General features: G+C 70.7%; 12 protein-coding genes and 1 pseudogene. 7 read left to right on the top strand and 6 right to left on the bottom strand.

Features of this window, described 5'->3' with window-relative positions; all coding sequences use genetic code 11:
• Positions 1–124: 124 nt before the first annotated feature.
• Positions 125–1,363: pseudogene (locus AB0B91_RS56140) on the bottom strand (MOSC domain-containing protein); the annotation flags it as partial.
• Positions 1,364–1,449: 86 nt separating this feature from the next.
• On the opposite strand from AB0B91_RS56140, the gene AB0B91_RS56145 reads away from it, so the two are divergent.
• The 3 genes from AB0B91_RS56145 to AB0B91_RS56155 all read left to right on the top strand — a co-directional run bounded on the left by AB0B91_RS56145 (position 1,450) and on the right by AB0B91_RS56155 (position 5,411).
• A complete protein-coding gene (locus tag AB0B91_RS56145; protein WP_358339935.1) occupies positions 1,450–1,827 on the top strand; it encodes a VOC family protein in 378 nt (125 codons plus the stop codon).
• 82 nt (positions 1,828–1,909) lie between these two features.
• Positions 1,910–2,713 carry an N-acetylmuramoyl-L-alanine amidase gene (locus AB0B91_RS56150; protein WP_358339936.1) on the top strand — a complete coding sequence of 268 codons (804 nt, stop codon included), beginning with the start codon at positions 1,910–1,912 and terminating at the stop codon, positions 2,711–2,713.
• A 22-nt stretch (positions 2,714–2,735) separates the two neighbouring features.
• Entirely contained in the window at positions 2,736–5,411 is a 2,676-nt protein-coding gene (locus AB0B91_RS56155; RefSeq protein ID WP_358339937.1) for a LuxR family transcriptional regulator, read from the top strand.
• Here the strand turns inward: AB0B91_RS56155 and AB0B91_RS56160 are convergent.
• The 3 genes from AB0B91_RS56160 to AB0B91_RS56170 all read right to left on the bottom strand — a co-directional run bounded on the left by AB0B91_RS56160 (position 5,397) and on the right by AB0B91_RS56170 (position 9,326).
• Positions 5,397–7,799, bottom strand: a complete 2,403-nt coding sequence (locus tag AB0B91_RS56160; RefSeq protein WP_358339938.1) for an FtsX-like permease family protein — start codon at positions 7,797–7,799, stop codon at positions 5,397–5,399. The genes AB0B91_RS56155 and AB0B91_RS56160 overlap by 15 nt on opposite strands.
• On the bottom strand, positions 7,793–8,524 hold the full coding sequence (locus AB0B91_RS56165; RefSeq protein WP_358340001.1) for an ABC transporter ATP-binding protein: 732 nt from the start codon (positions 8,522–8,524) through the stop codon (positions 7,793–7,795). Before AB0B91_RS56165 ends, AB0B91_RS56160 begins: the two co-directional genes overlap by 7 nt.
• 82 nt (positions 8,525–8,606) lie before the next feature.
• Positions 8,607–9,326 (bottom strand): trypsin-like peptidase domain-containing protein, encoded by a 720-nt coding sequence (locus AB0B91_RS56170; RefSeq protein ID WP_358339939.1) that lies wholly within the window; start codon positions 9,324–9,326, stop codon positions 8,607–8,609.
• A gap of 78 nt (positions 9,327–9,404) precedes the next feature.
• On the opposite strand from AB0B91_RS56170, the gene AB0B91_RS56175 reads away from it, so the two are divergent.
• Positions 9,405–10,040, top strand: coding sequence for a DUF6069 family protein (locus AB0B91_RS56175; protein ID WP_358339940.1), 636 nt, complete (start codon positions 9,405–9,407; stop codon positions 10,038–10,040).
• 98 nt (positions 10,041–10,138) lie between these two features.
• On the opposite strand, the gene AB0B91_RS56180 is transcribed toward AB0B91_RS56175, so the two are convergent.
• Together AB0B91_RS56180 and AB0B91_RS56185 are read right to left on the bottom strand one after the other, a co-directional pair.
• Positions 10,139–11,689, bottom strand: coding sequence for an ABC transporter permease subunit (locus tag AB0B91_RS56180; protein WP_358339941.1), 1,551 nt, complete (start codon positions 11,687–11,689; stop codon positions 10,139–10,141).
• Between the two features lie 6 nt (positions 11,690–11,695).
• A complete protein-coding gene (locus AB0B91_RS56185; protein WP_358339942.1) occupies positions 11,696–12,535 on the bottom strand; it encodes a glutamate ABC transporter substrate-binding protein in 840 nt (279 codons plus the stop codon).
• A 387-nt stretch (positions 12,536–12,922) separates the two neighbouring features.
• Here AB0B91_RS56185 and AB0B91_RS56190 point away from each other — a divergent pair, with 387 nt between their 5' ends.
• From AB0B91_RS56190 to AB0B91_RS56200, 3 genes are all read left to right on the top strand, one after another.
• Positions 12,923–14,251: a hypothetical protein gene (locus AB0B91_RS56190; protein WP_358339943.1), complete on the top strand. Its 1,329-nt coding sequence runs from the start codon at positions 12,923–12,925 to the stop codon at positions 14,249–14,251.
• Position 14,252: 1 nt separating this feature from the next.
• Positions 14,253–15,077, top strand: coding sequence for a phytanoyl-CoA dioxygenase family protein (locus AB0B91_RS56195; protein ID WP_358339944.1), 825 nt, complete (start codon positions 14,253–14,255; stop codon positions 15,075–15,077).
• A 978-nt stretch (positions 15,078–16,055) separates the two neighbouring features.
• Positions 16,056–17,405: a hypothetical protein gene (locus tag AB0B91_RS56200; protein WP_358339945.1), complete on the top strand. Its 1,350-nt coding sequence runs from the start codon at positions 16,056–16,058 to the stop codon at positions 17,403–17,405.
• Positions 17,406–17,420: the final 15 nt, after the last annotated feature.

Below are 17,420 nucleotides of genomic sequence, written 5' to 3' on the forward strand. Positions count from 1 at the left end.
GCCGCACAGGTAGACCTGGGCGGCTCGTGGAGCGCCGACGGCGCTGAGCAGGTCGAGGGACAGCCGGCCCACGGTCTGGTAGTCGACGCCCTGGCGGTCGCCGGGCGCCGGGCGCCGGACGGCTGTAGCAGATGTGCCGGTGCGCGTTGGGGAGCCGGGCCAGCAGGTCGCGGCTCTCCTGGGCGAAGGGGTGCTCGGTGCCGTCGCGCGTTCCGTACAACCACCAGACCTCACGGGGGGAACGCGCGGCGACCAGCGCGTACAGCATGGCCAGGACGGGGGTGACGCCGATGCCCGCGGAGACCAGCAGGACCGGCGCGTCGCCGGCGTCCAGGGTGAAGGCGCCACGCGGCGCCGCGAATTCGAAGACGTCGCCCACGCGCACGTGAGCGCGGAGATAGCCGCTGGCGACCCCGTGCGGATCCTGCTTGACGCTGATGCGGTACGCGGCGGCGTCCGGGGGACCGGACAGCGAATAGCTGCGGATGAGGGGAGGGCCGCCGCCGTCCGGGCGCAGCCGTACGGTGAGGAACTGGCCGGGCAGCGCCAACGGCAGTGGCGTGCCGTCGATGCCGGCCAGTGTCAGGGAGAACACGCTCCTGCTCTCCGCGTCGATACGGGTGACCCGCAGCGGCCGGAACCCCTCCCAGGCAGGCGGCGGCCCACCGGCGGAGACAGGCACCAGCCCCGCGTTGCCGGCCGGTTCGCCGTCGGGCTGGTCGAGCAGGGCCCGGAAGGAGGCCTGCCAGCCGGGGCTGAGAGCGGGGATGCGCAGCGCGCGGGCCACTCGCTCGCGGGAGTGGCCGGGCAGGTACAGCAGGGCGTCGATCTCGGCGACGGTCATGCCTTCCGGGCCGGAGGCGATCTTGACGATCTCCTGCCCCGCCGCCACCCGGCCCTCGGTGATGACCCGGAGGTAGAAGCCGGGACGCCGGTGGGAGACGAGCAGGGCGGGCAGTCGGGGCTCGCCCATCCGCAGGCCCACCCGGTAGCAGGTGACGCGCGGCTGGGTGACCTCGAACACCGCCTCGCCGATCCGGTAGCGGTCGCCGACGCACACCTCGTCGTCGGGCAGGCCGTCAACGGTGAAGTTCTCCCCGAACTGCCCGAAGGTGAAGTCGTCGCGCCCGAACTGTTCCTGCCAGTAGCGGTAGGAGTCGATCTGGTAGACGAGCACCGCGCGCTGCTCACCGCCGTGCCCGTCGAGGTCTCCCTGGCCGTCCCCGTCGATGTTGAGCCGGCGTACCATCCGGGGCCCGGTGACAGGCCGCTTCCACACGCCGGTGTGTACGGTCCTGCCATGCCAGGAGACGTCCTGTGGCAGGCCCACGTTGATCGCCAGCAGCTTGGCGCGGCCGTTCATCGCGAAAACGAACTCCGAGAACTATCGTGACAAACCACCACAAAGACTACCAAGCCCCAGTGCTGTGACTGGGTATAAAGGGCCTCATGGCATGCCGCATCAGTGAACTCGTCCTCAACTGCCGCGACCCTGAGCGCCTCGCCGCGTTCTGGTGCGAGGTGCTCGGCTACGTGGTGCTCGACCGTGAAGAGGGCAGCATCGAGATCGGCCCGAAGGAGGGGTTCGGCGGGCTACAGCCGACCATCATCCTCAGCCCGAGCGACAACCCGAAGACGGGCCGGCTTCCGCTGCATATCGACGTGAACCCCACTGACCGGGACCAGGCCGCCGAGCTCGACCGGCTGCTGGCCATCGGCGCCAGGTTCGCCGACGTCGGGCAGACGGGTGAGGAGTCCTGGCACGTGCTGGCCGACCCCGAGGACAACGAGTTCTGCCTGCTCCGCCGGCAACTGGACGTCACGTGACCGCGTTGATCTCCACAATCAAGGACGTCAGCAGGCCGATTCCCGGCCGGCCGCCGAGATGCCGGCCGGTACGGTACGAGTCATGCGTGCCGATGAAGCGGCATCGGTGATCCTCGCCGCACTGGTGACGCTGTCCACCGCGTGCGGCGGCGCGACTCCGTCCGCACCGCACCCCACCACCCCGAGGCTCGCCGTCCCGGCGACCGAACGGGTCACACCGACGCCCGCGCTGGCCGGGAAGACGGTGGTGATCGACCCCGGCCACAACGGTGGCAACGCGGCGCACCCAGAAGTGATCAACCGGCAGGTCGACATCATCACGCAGCGCAAGCCGTGCAACACGACGGGGACCGAGACCGACGCCGGATACCCCGAGCACGCGTTCACCTGGGACGTGGCGGGCAAGCTCAAGCCGCTGCTGGAGAAGATGGGGGCGAAGGTGGTGCTGACCCGGCCCAACGACACCGGCGTCGGGCCGTGCGTCACCGAGCGGGCCGCCATCGGCAACCACGCGAAAGCGGACGCGGTCCTGTCCATCCACGGCGACGGCGCGACCGCGAGCGGGCACGGGTTCCACGTGATCCTGCCCGGCCTGGTGAAAGGGCACAACGACGCGATCATCCAGCCGTCCCGGCGGCTCGGCGTCATCATCAGGAACGCCTATCGGAGCGGCACCGGCCTCCCCTACTCCACGTACCGAGGCAGGAACGCGCTGGAGACCCGCACCGACCTGGGCGGACTGAACCTGTCGACCCGCCCGGCGGTGTTCGTCGAGTGCGGCAACATGCGCAACCGCGGCGACGCCGCCAAGATGTCGGACCCCGCTTTCCGCGAACGCATCGCCACTTCCCTGGCCGCGGGCCTCACGAAGTACCTCACCGGCTGATCGGACCCCGTACTCTTTCCGGGTGATTAAGGGCAGACGCGGAGACCAGGAGGTCATTGACGGCCTGTTGGAGAGCGCGCGTGCGGGGCGCAGCGGTGCTCTTGTGATCTACGGCGATCCGGGCATCGGCAAGAGCGCCCTGCTGCGCAGCACCGCCGAGCGGGCCGCCGATCTGCGGGTGCTCCGCAGCGTCGGGGTGGAGACCGAGGCCGAGCTCCCGTTCGCGGCGCTGCACCAGTTGCTGCGGCCGGAGCTGGCTCGCGCGGAGGCGCTGCCCGAGCGGCAGGCACTCGCGCTGAAAAGCGCGCTCGGCCTGGGCGGGGCCGCGGGCGAGGACCGTTTCCTCATCGGGCTCGCGACGCTGTCCCTGCTGTCCGAGATCGCCGAGGACGGCCCGCTGCTCTGCCTGGTGGACGACGCGCACTGGCTGGACCGGGCCTCCGCGGACGCGCTGCTGTTCGCGGCCAGGCGGCTCGACGCCGAGGGCGTCGCACTGCTCTTCGCCGCACGTGACGGGTTCAGCGCGCCGAGCCTGCCGGAGCGCCGGCTGGGCCCGCTCGACGCCGAGTCGGCGGCCGAGCTGCTGACCGAACGTGACCCGCACCTGGCGGAAGGAGTGAGAAGCCGGATCCTGGCCGAGAGCCGCGGCAACCCGCTCGCGCTGATCGAGCTGCCGCGCACCGCCGACCCGTACACCCTGATGCCGCTGCCGCGCCGGATCCAGGAGGCGTACGCGACCCGCATCGCGGAGCTGCCGGCCGGAGCCCAGCTGATGATCCTGCTCGCCGCCGTCGAGGACACCGGCGACCTGGGCACGGTGCTGCGCGCGGCCCAGCGGCTCGGGCTCGGCGCCGAGTCACTCGGTACGGCCGAGCGGGCCGGCTTCCTCGCGCCCAGCGGTGGCGGCGTCACCTTCGTACACCCGCTCATGCGGGCCGCCGCCGTCCACTCGGCCGCCTTCGACCAGCGGCTGGTCGCGCACCGGGCGCTGGCCGACGTACTGGACGACCAGGACGACAGGCGGGCCTGGCACCTGGCCGCGGTCGCGCTGGGACCCGACGAGCAGGTCGCCGTCGCGCTGGAACGGGCCGCGGACCGGGCCCGGACACGGCACGGCCACGCGGCGGCGGCGGCCGCGCTCGAACGCGCCGCCGAACTCACCACCGACCAGGGGGCGCTGGCCAGACGGCTGACGGAGGCGGCCGTGGCCGCCGCGGACGCGGGGCTGCCCGACCGAGCCCAGGCGCTCGCGGAAAGGGCCGCCCGCCTCGTCGAAGACCCGCGCTCCATCGCCAGGCTCGCCGGGCTCCGCGCCAGGGTCGCCTTCGAACGCGGCTCCGTCCACACCGCCCACGACATCCTGCTCTCCGGTGCGGACCGGGTCGCCGAGCTGGACCCGGTCGCCGCCGGTCTCATGCTCGTCGACGCGGGGCGCAACGCCTGGCAGCTCAGCGACCCACAGCGGGTCGAGGAGGCAGCCGTACGGCTCCGCCGCCTGCCCCTGCGCGAGGAGGACGGTCTGGACACCGCCGTGGACGCGGTCGCGGCGGCCGCCGAATCGCTCAACCACGGCCCGGCCAGAGCGTTGCCCGGCATGCGCCCGCTGGTGCTCGACGCGCGCGGTATCGAGCGCGGCTCCTACGGTCTGCGGGTCAACGGCGCGTTCGTGGCCGGACTGGTGGGCGAGTTCGAGTGGCAGCGGGAGATCTCGGCGGCGCTGGTCGAGGAGTGCGGCGCGCTCGGCATGACCGGCTGGCTGCCGATCGCGCACGTGACACTGGCCGCGTCCGCGGTCTATCTCGGCCGGTTCGCCGACGCCGAAGCCGATGCCACCGAAGGGCTGCGGATCGCCAGGGATTTCGGCCAGCCGCACCGGACCGGCTACCTGGAGGGCATGCTGGCCTGGATCGCCGCCGTAGAGGGCGACGACGCCCGGTGCGCGGAGCTGGCCGGGCGCTGTGCCGAGCATTTCGCCGTGACCGGCATCGCCAACGGTGTGGCCTGGTCGGAGTGGGCCCAGGCGATGCTCGATCTGAGCCGCGGCCGCCACACGCAGGCGCTGGACCGGCTGGAGTCCGCTCTCGCGGGGCCGGTGCGCCACCAGATCCAGGCCGTCTACTTCGCTCCCGACCAGGTCGAGGCGGCCGTACGAGCGGGGCTGCCGGATCGGGCGAAGGAGCCGCTCGACCGGTTGGCGGAATGGGCGGGAGCCGCGCGGCTCGACTGGGCCGACGCGATGCTGGCCCGCTGCCGCGCGCTCGTCGATCCGGGCGACGAGCTCTTCGCCGCCGCATCGCGGCCACACGGCCGGCCGATGGAGCGCGCCAGGACCGACCTGGTGTACGGCGAGTGGCTCCGCCGCGAGCGACGCAAGCGTGAGGCGCGCACCCGGCTGCGTGCCGCGCTGGAGACGTTCCAACGGCTCGGCGCCGTCCCGTGGGCCGAGCGGGCCGCCGCTGAGCTCCGCGCCGCCGGAGAGATCGTCGCCGCTCCCGCCGTCTCCGGCAAGCTGACCGAGCTGTCGCCACAGGAGCTGCAGATCGTCCGGCTGGCCGTGACGGGCCTGACGAACCGGGAGATCGGCGCCAGGCTCTTCGTCAGCCCCAAGACGGTCAGTTACCACCTCTACCGGGCCTTTCCCAAGCTCGGCGTCTCCTCCCGGGTGGAGCTGGCCCGGCTGGACCTAGGCGCGGCGTAGCGCGGGCGCCACGGCGGCGACGAGCGCGAGCACCACGCACCCGGCCGTCACCGCGCCGATCGCCGGCCAGGGCACGCTGATCGCGATCGGCCCGGCGATCCGCACCAGCGAGCTCCAGAGCCCGGCCAGACTGATCGCCGCGACGGCGGCGGCCAGCACCACGCCGATGGCCACGACCAGGAGCGCCTCGCCCGCGACGTACCTCACCACCTGGCCGCGGGTCGCGCCGAGCAGCCGCAGCGACGCCCGTTCCGCCGTCCGATCCGAGGCTGCCATCAGCAGGATGTTGACCAGCGCGATCGCGGTGTAGGCGAGGATGATGCCGAGCACCACCAGGAGCCCGAGCCGGCTGGCGGAGCCGCGCCGGTCGCCCGTCTCGCTCACCCAGGCGTCCTTGGTGAGCGCCCGCGCGTTGTGGCCTTGCGTGGACCGCCGCAGCGCGGACTCCACGTCCGGTGCCGGGGTTCCCGGCCGCAGCTTCACGTAGGCCGTGGTCACCGGCGCGGAGAAGGCGTGTGCCGTGGTGACGTAGGAGTCGGACGGCGCGTTCGGGGCGAGCAGCGCGACCACCTTGAGCGAGACCTCGCTGCCGTCGGCCCGCCACAGCTTCGCGGTCTGGCCGAGTTCGAGTTCCCACGTCTGCGAGACCGCGATGGTGCCGTCGTTCAGCTGGGCCAGAGACCCCTTGATCACCCGGACATCGAGCACGCTCCGGAGCTTGGCCGGGTCCACGGCCTCGGTCGGCCGCTTGATCAGCGCGGTCTTGCCCTCAAGGGTGTACAGGCTGGTCGGGGCCGTGGTCGCGACCTCCACGCCGTGGATGGCCCGCAGGCGCTCGACGAGTTGCCGATCCAGTCCCCCTGATCCTTCGGGGAGCACCAGGTAGTCGGCCAGCACCGGCGCCGCCTGCGTCGCGGTCTTCGCCGCGTCGGTCATCGCGGCCGCGCCGAGCAGCGCGGCGGCGAGTCCCACCGCCACCAGGACCGGTGCCGCCGTCGCCGCGGTCTGCCTGACGGAGGTGGCCGCGGCGGCGGGCACCAAGGTGGCGCCCGCACCGCGAAGGCGGCTCAGCGGTACGGCGAACAGCCTGGCGACCGGTCGCACTACTGCCGGGGCGAGCAGACCGACGCCCGCCACGAGCAGCATCAGGACCGGCATGAACGACTTGTTGTTGGCGGCGCCCTGCGGATCGGTCACGGCGTTCACCGCCATGCTGACCAGCGCGGCGCCGAACAACCCGCCGCCGACGAGCAGCCGCCCCCAGGTCATCACCCGAGGCTCGATCGCGGCCTCGCGCATGGCCTCCGCCGGGTGCACCCGGCCGGCCCGCCTGGCCGCGACGCTCACGCCGGCCAGCGCGACCACCACACTCGTGGCGAAGGCCGTGACCGCCGGCCAGGTCTGCGTGCTCGGCACCAGCCAGGCGGGTGCCATCCCGAGGCCGACCAGCCAATCCAGAATCGGCCCCGCGGCGTAGGGCCCGGCCAGCGCACCCAGCGCGGAGGCGGCCAGGGCGACGAACCCCGCCTCGCCGTACACCATGCGCCGCACCTGCCGGCGGGTCGCGCCGACGGTCCGCAGCAGCGCGAACTCGCGTCGCCGCTGCGCCACCGCGAACGCGAACGTCGACGACACCACGAAGACGGCGATGAACACGGCGAACCCGGCGGCGATGCCGACGATCGTGTTGGCGTTGTTGCGGGCCCGCTCGTCGCCCTCGCGGTTGGGGTCGATCAGCGCCCGATCCTGCCCGGTGAGCACCGGTACGCCGCTCGGTTTCGTCCACAGGGCGAGCGCGTCGATGCGCGGGGACAGCCGGGCGGCCTGCTCGTCGGTGAAGAACACCGTGGGCGGCCCGTCCGTCACACCCACCACGGTGTACGGCTTCGCCCCCGACCGCGTGATCACGCTCACCTTGTCACCCACCTGGGCCCCCGCACGCACCTTCTCACCCGCCAGGGCCGCCGCGCTCACCGCGATCTCCCGCGAGGTCCGCGGCGCCCGGCCCTCGGCCAGCCGCTGTGGCGCGGTACGGGACGCCGACCAGGGCCGGCCCACCGCGTCCTGGCCGCCCGCGACCTGGGCGGGGAAGATCCGGTCGACGACCGCGCCGGGAAAGCGGGCGGCCAGCTCGGAGGTCAGGCCGTGCCGCTCCGCCAGCGGCTGGCTCTGCCCGCCCTGCCAGGTGTCCACGTGCAGTCGTTCGTCGGGCACGACCACGTACGGCGCGGCGGCGTAACGCTGCGGGGCGCGGTCGGGAGAGTTCACGGTGGTGGCCAGCACCTGGCCCATCGCGGCGATCAGCGCGGTGCCGAGCGCGAGCGCGAGGAAGGTGCCGAGGAAGGAGACCAGGCGGGTGCGCAGGGTGCTCCACGCGATGCTCAGCACGACTCCTCCAGCATCAGCATGCGGCCCGAGACGGCCTCGGCCGTGGGGTCGAGCAGCTGACCGCAGATCCGGCCGTCCGCCAGGAACAGCACCCGGTCGGCGTACGCCGCCGCGGCCGGGTCGTGGGTCACCATCACGATCGTCTGCGCGTGCCGGTCCACCAGCGAACGCAGCAGCCGCAGCACGTCCCGGCTGGTGTTGGTGTCCAGCGCGCCGGTCGGCTCGTCGGCGAAGAGCACGGCGGGCCTGGCGGCCAGCGCCCTGGCGATGGCCACGCGCTGCTGCTGGCCGCCGGAGAGTTCGGCGGGACGGTGGCCGGCCCGCTCCGCCAGGCCGACCGCGTCCAGGCTCTGCCGTACCAGCTCCCGGTCCACCCTGCGGCCCGCCAGCTTCAGTGGCAGCGCCACGTTCTGTGCCGCGGTCAGTGAGGGCAGCAGGTTGAACGACTGGAACACGAATCCGATGCGGTCGCGGCGCAGCAGGGTCAGCTTCCGCTCCGTCAACTGGGTCAGGTCCCTGCCGTCCACCGTGATCCGGCCCGACGTGGGCTTGTCCAGGCCGGCCGCACACTGCAACAACGTGGACTTGCCCGATCCGGACGGCCCCATCACGGCGGTGAACGTGCCCCTGCCGAACCCGATGGTCACGTCGTCGAGCGCGGTGACACCGTGCGCGTAGTGCTTCGTGACCGCCGTCAGCTCGACCGCGGAGTCCAGGGCTTCCATGAGTTTCACGAGCAGAACGCTAGGGACGCCAGGTCGCCGCCGGTACCGGACAAGTGACTAGGATCCGACGCGTCAGGCGGCCCTAATCGCACTGGCGGGTCGAGACCCGCTTCGTGGTTTCACTCGCGGCGTTGGTGATGGGCAGGAGTTCCTCGGCGGGCAGCGCGAACCCGCGGTTCGGGTCACTGATCGCCTCGGCGAAGACCATCCCGGCGACCGTACCCTCCGGAACGATCAGTGGCGCGCCGCTCAATCCGGGGCTCACGTCGGCGGAGATGCTGAGGACCGTCCGAGTCACATCGTGTTCGCGGTAGATGTCCGGGCCCTCTGCCTCGACGGTCTGTTCTATCGCGGCCGGCAGTCCCACCGCCTGCTTCGCGTCCTTCGGATAGCCGATCAGATGGGCCGCGCCGCGCGTCGCTCCGTCGATGAGCAGCGGATGCGCGGGCAGATCTGGTACGTACAGGACCGCGACATCGACCTCCGGATCGAAGGCGACGACACGGGCCTCATATGCCTTGCCGTCGTGGGCGGTCACGGTGAGGGACTCGGTGACGCCGGCCACCACGTGCGCAGGCGTCACCACCCGATGGAGGGTGAAGACGAAACCCGTACCCTCGATCTGCTTGTCGCACGACGTCGCGCGTCCCGAGAGGCGCACCACGCTCTGCTTCTCACTGGCGAACTTCGCCGGGCTCACGACCTCACCGGTGGGCGCCGGGTTGAGGAAGGGCAGCGCCCAGGGCACCGCACTCGAGCACCCGGCCAGGACGAGCAGGATCGGTAACCAGAGCAGGCGCATCAGGCCATGCCTCTCTCTTGACAGCGCGTGTAGGGTTCCGTAAGCGCTTGATCACGATTCGCGACAAAGGTGATTCGCATGTCATATCCCTCCCATGACCGCCATGATCGCCACTCCGGGTCGGCCCGCTTCAGGGTCAACCCGGCGCGAGTGTGGGGAGGTGGCGTGGCCGCCGCCGTGGTGGCCGCACTGATCGTGGTGGTCGGAGTCATGATCAGCGGCCGGCTCCTGGGCATCCGCGTGCTCACTCCCGCCGGGACCTCCGCGTACGGCAGCGCGGCGACCACGGGATACGCGATCACGGCCGCCGCTGCCGCGCTTGTCGCCACACTGCTGCTGTACCTTCTCATGCTGTCGACGCCGGAGCCGACCAAGTTCTTCGCCTGGATCGCCGGGCTTTTCGCGGTGATCATCACAATCCTGCCGTTCATGTACACCGCCGACATCATCAAGCAGGTCGCCACGGCCATCATCAACCTCGTCATCGGCATCGCCATCGCCTCGCTGCTGACCTCGATCGGTCGCACGGCCATCGAGGAGATGCCGGATCCTGAGCCGTACCCGTACGAGCAGCCCCGCGGGTACGAGCAGCCTCGCGGGTATGAGCAGCGGGAATACGAGCAGCGCAGGTACGAGCGCCCGCGTGAGTACGAGCAGCGTGGATACGAGCAGCGCGGCGGATACGAGCGCCGGGACCACGACCCGTACAGCTGAGCTGCAGGAGTCAGACACCGTTCGCTCCTGCCGGTAGCCGGGAATCGCGTCCAGAACGCCGACGACGCCACCCGAGAACGCCTGGGCCGAACACCGGCTCACGCGCTGGACGCGTCCCAACGCGGTTGATCGACAGGGATGGTCACCGTGTCGCGGACCGGGCCGGCGCGACGGGTGCGGCCACGGCGTTCCAGCCAGGTCACCACCCGGCCGAGGGTCAGGTTGACCGCGATGTAGATCAGCGCCACGACGATGGCCGCGGGGATGAAGTTCTGGTAGTTCGCCGCCACCACGTCCAAGCCCTGATAAAGCAGGTCGTTGTAGGAAATGATGAAGCCGAGCGCGGTGTCCTTGAGCAGCACCACCAGCTGACCGACGATGGCGGGCATCATCGCCGTGACGGCCTGCGGCAGCAGGATCAGCCGCATCACCCCGGACGTGGACAGCCCGAGAGCGTAGCCGGCCTCCGCCTGGCCGATCGGCACCGCCCTGATGCCGGCCCGGAAGATCTCGGCGAGCACGGAGCCGTTGTAGAGGACGAGCCCGGTGGTCAGCGCGACGAACGCGGACACCGTAAAGCCGAGCTGGTAGCCGGCGAACTGGCTGAAGAAGATCAGTATCAGCAGCGGCACCGCGCGGAAGAACTCGACGACCGCCGCCGCGGGCACCCGGACCAGCCGGTACGCCGACAGCCGCGCCGCCCCGAACAGCACCCCGAACGGCAACGCGAGCACGACGGCCGTCACCGTGGCCGCCAGCGTGTTGCCCAATCCAGGCAGGATGAGATTGCCCCATACCTGGCCCGCCCCGAACGGCGCCCACAGCCGGGCGTCGAACTGCCCCGTGTCCGCCAGCCTCCGCCACAGCAGCCAACCGGCGCCGACCAGGCCGACGGTGAAGGCCACGCTCAGCGCGTTGCCGCGCAGCCGCGCGCGCGGCCCGGGTACGTCGTACATGGCGATCGGCGCTCCGGCCGCGCCGAGTTGCCGCACGGTCAGCTGTCCGGCCAACCGGCTGAACAGCAGGCCGGTCGGCAGGGTCACGGCGAGGAACGCGGCGGCGAAGGCGAGGAAGATCGGGATCACCGCGTCGCCGTGGTCGTTGAACAACTCCTTCATGATCGTGGCGGATTCCAGCACGCCGATCGCGGCGGCCACGGTGGTGTTCTTGGTGAGCGCGATCAGCAGGCCGCCGAGCGGCCCCACGACGTTGCGGACCGCCTGCGGCAGCACCACCAGGCGCACGGTCTGCGGGAACGTCAGCCCGAGCGCGCGCGCCGCCTCGGCCTGCCCGACCGGCACCGTGGCCATCCCGGCGCGCAGCACCTCACACACGAAGGCCGCGGTGTAGCCGCCCAGCCCGATCACGGTGAGCCAGTAGCTCTGCACCGACTCGTCGGCCGAGAACCGCAGGTTCAGCACGCTGCCCAGGCCGAGTCCGCAGAACAGCACGACGAGCGTCAGCGGGACGTTGCGCACCGCCCCGACGTACACCGCCCCGGCCCGGCGCAGCACCGGCAGCGGGCTGATCCGCGCGGCGGCCAGCACGATGCCGACCATGAACGCGACGACCGCGGACGCCCCCGTCAGCTTCAGGGTGAGCAGGAACGCGGCGATGATCCTTCCGTGTTCGTCCAGCAGGACCCGCATGCGAGATCAGTAGCGCTCAAGAGCCGGCGGGGTGGTGAAGTACGTGCCGAACTCGCCTAGATCGGCGTCGATGAACCGCTTCCAACTGCCGTCCTTGAACATCTGGGCGAGCGCGTCGTTGACGGCCTCGCGCCCCCGCTTGTCGTCCCGCCGCAGCCCGATGCCGTACTTCTCGGTCGAGAACGGCTTGCCCACCAGCCGGAACCGGCCAGGCGTCTGGGCGGCGAAGCCCGCCAGCACGGTCGCGTCGGTGGAGATCGCGTCGACCGTGGAGTTCTGCAACAACGGCAGGCAGGCGCCGTAGCCGTTGAGGATCTTCAGATGACCGCGCCCCCAGGCGTTGGCGACGTCCGCGACGCCGCCGAACCGCTCGGCGAGGCGCTTGGGCGAGTTGGAGCCGGACGCGCCGCAGACCACCTTGTCCCGCAGGCTGTCCACGCCGGTGATGCCGTTGTTGCCGGCGAGCACCAGAATGTCCTGGCCGGTGACCAGGTAGGGGCCGGCGAAGGACACCTTCCGCTTCCGGTCGTCGCTGATGGAGTATGTCGCCACCACCAGGTCGACCTGCCCCTGCTCGATGAACTGCTCGCGTACGTCGGAGGTGGTCTTCTTCAGGGTGACGTCCCCGTCGGCGACGCCGAGGTGGCGGGCGACGTACCTGGCGATGTCGACGTCCAGCCCGGTGAATCCGTTCGCCGTTTGAAGCCCCAAGCCCGGCAAATCCGTCTTTATCCCGATAACGAGGGACTTTTTGCCGACGATGGAATCGTCATTGCCGCCACAGGCGGTGAGCGAGGCCGCGAGCAAGGTGATGGTGAACACGAGACAGGTGGGACTTGCGCGCATGACGTCTCCCTGAGTTTCCGCGCGAAGGGAAGGTGAGGTCGAAATCGGTTCGGCGGACACGTCCACGCGTGCCAAAGGCCGGTCATCCGGAAACGATACGTCAGCGTGCCGGCTAATCGGCTGAGTGTTTCTCGATTGGGAAAATGCCGGTATCTTCGGGGGGCCGAGCGGGCTTCGGGAAAAAGCGGGAGCCTTCATTCCGGCCAGCACGCGACCCAGCACGAAGATCACATAGCGGAGCTCAGGCGCGCGGTGTCCACGTCGCGACTTCACATAACCCCGCGTATGGACAGAGACCACCACAGAACGCACACTTAGGGTCGCAAGCTCCCCCATCCCCGATCAATTCGGAAATCCATCATCTTTGTGGTGGTCGGAGGGTCTTGAATGCCGCGATCGATTGCCAAGCGACCGCCGCTACAGGGAGTATTCCGCGCTCCCGGCTCCAAACCCGAAACCCAGCGCGCCCTCATCATGGGCACGCTGGCCGACGGCCGGACCTCCCTACATTCCCCGCTCGTGTCCCGGGAGACCGAGCTCATGGCCGACGCGTGCCGGGCCCTCGGCGCCGAGATCACCCGTACCGGCGACCGGATCGACATCGTGGGCGCGGACCCGTGGCGCACGGCGAACGGCACCGGCTACGTCTGGGCGGGCGGTTCGGCGCTCATCGCGCGGGTGTGCGCCGTGATCGGATCGGCCCTGCCCGGCCGGCTGATCGTCGACGGCACCTGCTCGCTGCGCGAGCGCCCGTTCGGGCCGCTCTTCGAGGTCCTGGCCGGCAAGGGCGTCGGCTTCCTGTTCCCGGGGGCACCTGGCCGGCCGCCGTTCGCGACGCTGTCGGACAGCCTGCCCGGCGGCCGGTACGACCTGGACACCACCGTCTCCTCGCAGTTCGCCACCGCCCTGCTGATCGCCGCCCCGCTGGCCGCGGACCCACTGCGGCTGCGGCTGCGCGGCCCGCTGTACTCGATGTCCTACATCAGGCAGACCGTCGAGATGATGAGCCGCTTCGGGGTGCCGGTCCAGGAGGCACCCGGCATGCGGGAACTCACCGTCCCCGGCGGGAAGCGATACCAGGCGCGGACCTTACGGCTGACCGGCGACTACACCTCGGCCTCCTACCTCATGGGCGCCGCCGCCGTGACGCGGGGCCGCGTCACCGTCACCAACCTGGACCCGCACAGCGCGCAGGGCGAACGCACGATCGTCGGCATCCTCACCGAACTCGGCGCCCGGGTCCACCGGCTCGACGGGGACGGGAGCGTCACGATCGACTGCGGCGATCTGACCGGGGCCGCCGACGCCGACTTCGACCTGCGCGACTGCCCCAACATCCTGCCCACCGTGGCGGCCGTCGCGGCGACCGTGCCGGGCCGGATCCGGATCACGGGAGGCAGGCTCACCCAGCACCACAAATCCCCCCGTATCGCTGCGATGGCCACCGAACTCCACAGGGTCGGCATCCCTGTGGCGCTGGTGACGGACCGGGAGGGAACGGTCGACGGGCTCGACATCCGGGGCCGCGTGTCCCACGAGGGCGACGCCGACTTCTCCGACCACGGCGACCACCGCATCCTGATGGCGACGGTCCTGCTCGGCCTGGCCGGCAGGCGGCCATGCCGGATCGGCGACGCGGCCGACACCGCCGACTCCTTCCCGGCGTTCATGAACCTGCTCGACCTCGACGCCGAGGTCTTCGCCGAGGAGCGCTGACATGGCCCTTTCACCGTCCGACCTCGCCCGGTACCGGAGTCTCGGCTACCTCACCGACCTGCCCGGCCTGACCGCAGGGGAATGCGCGGAGCTGGGCGCGCGGATCGCGGCGTTCGGCCGGCGGCACGGCGTCCAGGAGCAGTTGGTGCTGCGCAACAAGGCGCATCTGAAGCTGCCGGCGCTGGCGCCGGTCGTCGCGGATCCGCGCATCGTGGACGCCGTCGAGGCGGTGCTCGGGCCGGACGTCCTGTGCTGGGGGTCCTCGCTGTTCATCAAGGAGCCGGGCAGGCCTGAGCAGGTGGCCTGGCACCAGGATTCCTACTACTGGGACATCGAGGGCGACGCCGTCTGCACCGCCTGGGTGGCGCTGATCCCGAGTACGTCCCTCAACGGCGCCATGCGGGTGATCCCCGGCAGTCACCTGCTGCCCCCTCGCCGGCACGCCGCCTCGCCGTCGGGCAGCGCCAACATGCTCTTCTCGTACGAGGAGATCTCCGGGGAGGTGGACGAGGCCCAGGCGGTCGAGCTGACGCTGAGTGCCGGCCGGTTCTCCCTGCACCACATGGCGATCGTGCACGGGTCGGCGGCCAATCACTCGGCCGGGCGGCGGATGGGCTACTCCATCACCTATCTGAATCCGGCCAAGGTCCGTCATCATGCCCGTCGTACTCATGGGCTGCTGGTGCGGGGGCGCGAATGGGGGATGTTCTCCCCCGATCCGGTGCCCGACGGTGAGATGGACCCCGCCGTCCTGGCCTTCGTCGACGAACAGTTCGGCCGGCTCGCTCCCCGATCGGGAACGGCCGGCCGGACTTCGTCACGCTGATCTCATCACGCTGATTCGTCCCGTCGATCCCGGGCCCGCCGATCCCGGCGCCAGTCTCCGATCCCGCGAAGAAGGGGGAAAACGGTGCCGATGAGCGTGCCCCACATGACCGGTACCCCGCCGATCTGATAGCCGACGGCCATCAGGGCGACGACGGGCACGGCCGTCAGGAGAGCAGTGAGCGCACCCGGCAGGAGGAACACCACCGCACGCCGGGCGGACGCGAGAAGGGCGGACGCCCTCCAGAGGATCTTTCGGAATTTGAGCGAATGAGCGGGATGTGGATTGGCCGTGGTCTGTCCGCTGACATTGTGCTTCATTGGAATCGACCTCCAGAAGCTTTGATCTGACGGAGGTTGGCCACTGAGCGGAGGGGTGCCCGATTCGGCTGGCAGCCTGGGGACACAGGCGGCACGACATCAGCCATTGGGCGCTCCCCGCTCAGGGGTGTAACATGGATTTTCCTTTCTCATCGGGACCGATCTGCTGGTATGCACCTATTTCCACAGGTCGGCAGAGAGGGGCGGGGTTCCGGTCACCCGGTCACGAGCTCACGGGGTTGATTTCGCTCCTGACCACCAACATCATCATTGACGCTATGTGACCTTGCATCTCGAGTATGGTGCGAGGTCTCCTCTGCGTCACCCCTGCGCGGCGGCTGGATACTCACGGATTCCTCCGTTTCTGGACGCCTTCATCCACCTATTGGGGGACGTCCGTACGGAGCTTTCATCGACAATCCGGAAGTTTCGCCCATTCTCGGAGCCTGCCCGCGAAGTTCGGAGCAGCTTGCTCCGTGGCGATATTCTCGGGCTTCCCCGCGACTCCACTCTTCGCCCGTGCTACCCGACTAATTCCAGTTATCCTCCTTCTTATAGAGAGCTCTTCCCGATGTCTCCCCGATCCCGGGAGCCCGGGAGACGGTGGGAGGTGCAGCAGGCAGTGGCGAGGGCGCACCGGGAGCCACGACCTTCCACCGTGGAGTTCATCGTCCTGCTCCGGGCACTCGGGATGGCGGTCGAGTCTCACGGGGTGTCCCACGCGCAGGTGGAGCGGCTGCTCTGCCTGCGCATCACCGCAGGTCGCGACGCCGAGAGGGCACTTCACGAGCAGCCGCCCGCCGGGGTGGCCGAGGGCCTGCGGCAACAGGTGGCGCGCAAGCGGGCCGTGGAGGAGAGCCGGCTGGCCCGCCTCGACGCCCGCCGGGACAAAGCGGGAGGGCAGCGCATCGGTGAATTGCTCGCCGGGAAGTCCCCGCGAGGCGCGATGCCTCCCAAGCCGCGCGTCGAGGTATGCGTGGACGTGTTCCTGGAGGTCCTGGAGGACAAGGATCCCACCGGCTACGCCGCCGGCCGCTACGGCACGCTGGAGATGTGGCTGGAGCTCTGGCGCGACGCCGACCAGGGGAACATGCCGAACCTCGGCCGGCGGGCGAGGACCGTGAGCGGCTACGTGGACATGGCCCGGCAGCAGCTGACGGCCTCAGCCCCTGCGGCCTCGGCCACTGCGGCGACGGACCCCGCGCCGATGGACCAGGCGACCGCGCCCCACCCCCACCCCCTGCCCGTGTCCGTCGCCGGAGCGGGAACGGGGGCCGGAGCCACCGCGCCTCTCGCGAACGCCGACGTGCGGCTCGGGCCCGCGCAGGAATACGGAGACGAACTCGCCCGGACCAGGGCCGAACTCGCCCAGACCAAGTCTGACCTGGCCCGGACGCTGGCCGAGCGGGACCTCGCCACCAGACCCGCGGACGGCGCCGGGAACCCCGCCGAAGTGGAGCTGGAGCGGGAAGTCGAACGCCACCGTGCCGCCACCGCGCGGTTCAAGTCGATCACCCTGCCGCTCGCCACCATCACCACAGCGGCGATCACCTGTCTCGCCACAGCCATCGTCGTCCAGGCGACCCCCGCCGGCGGGACGCACACCCCGGACGTGGTCCTGCGGTTCAACGATCGGTACGAGCTCACCCCCGGCCGCGAAGGCGTGCGGATCCCCCTCGGCCTGGTCTCTCCCGCCAGGTCCCCGGACACCGCGGACGAGGGCGAATGGACGATCACCCTGCACCTCGGCCTGGCCTCGGAGTCCCTGGCGGACGCCTGCGTTCACGACTCCCGGCTCACGTACACGCTGATCGGCGACGGCAACCAGATCGCCCACGGCCCGCTGTCCACCGGGCAGGCGAAGATCGCCACTCCGCCCATCCCGGTCGGCAACCTCGGCACGATATCCGACCTGCAACTCCACGTCGTCGTGGTGGCAGGAGAGTTCGGCAAGAGCTGCAAGTTCACTCTCGACCCATCGGACACCACGGCGCACCGGGTGCGCTGAGCCCAGCAAGGAGAC

The organism is Nonomuraea sp. NPDC049141 (assembly GCF_040648415.1).
Taxonomy (GTDB): Bacteria; Actinomycetota; Actinomycetes; order Streptosporangiales; family Streptosporangiaceae; genus Nonomuraea.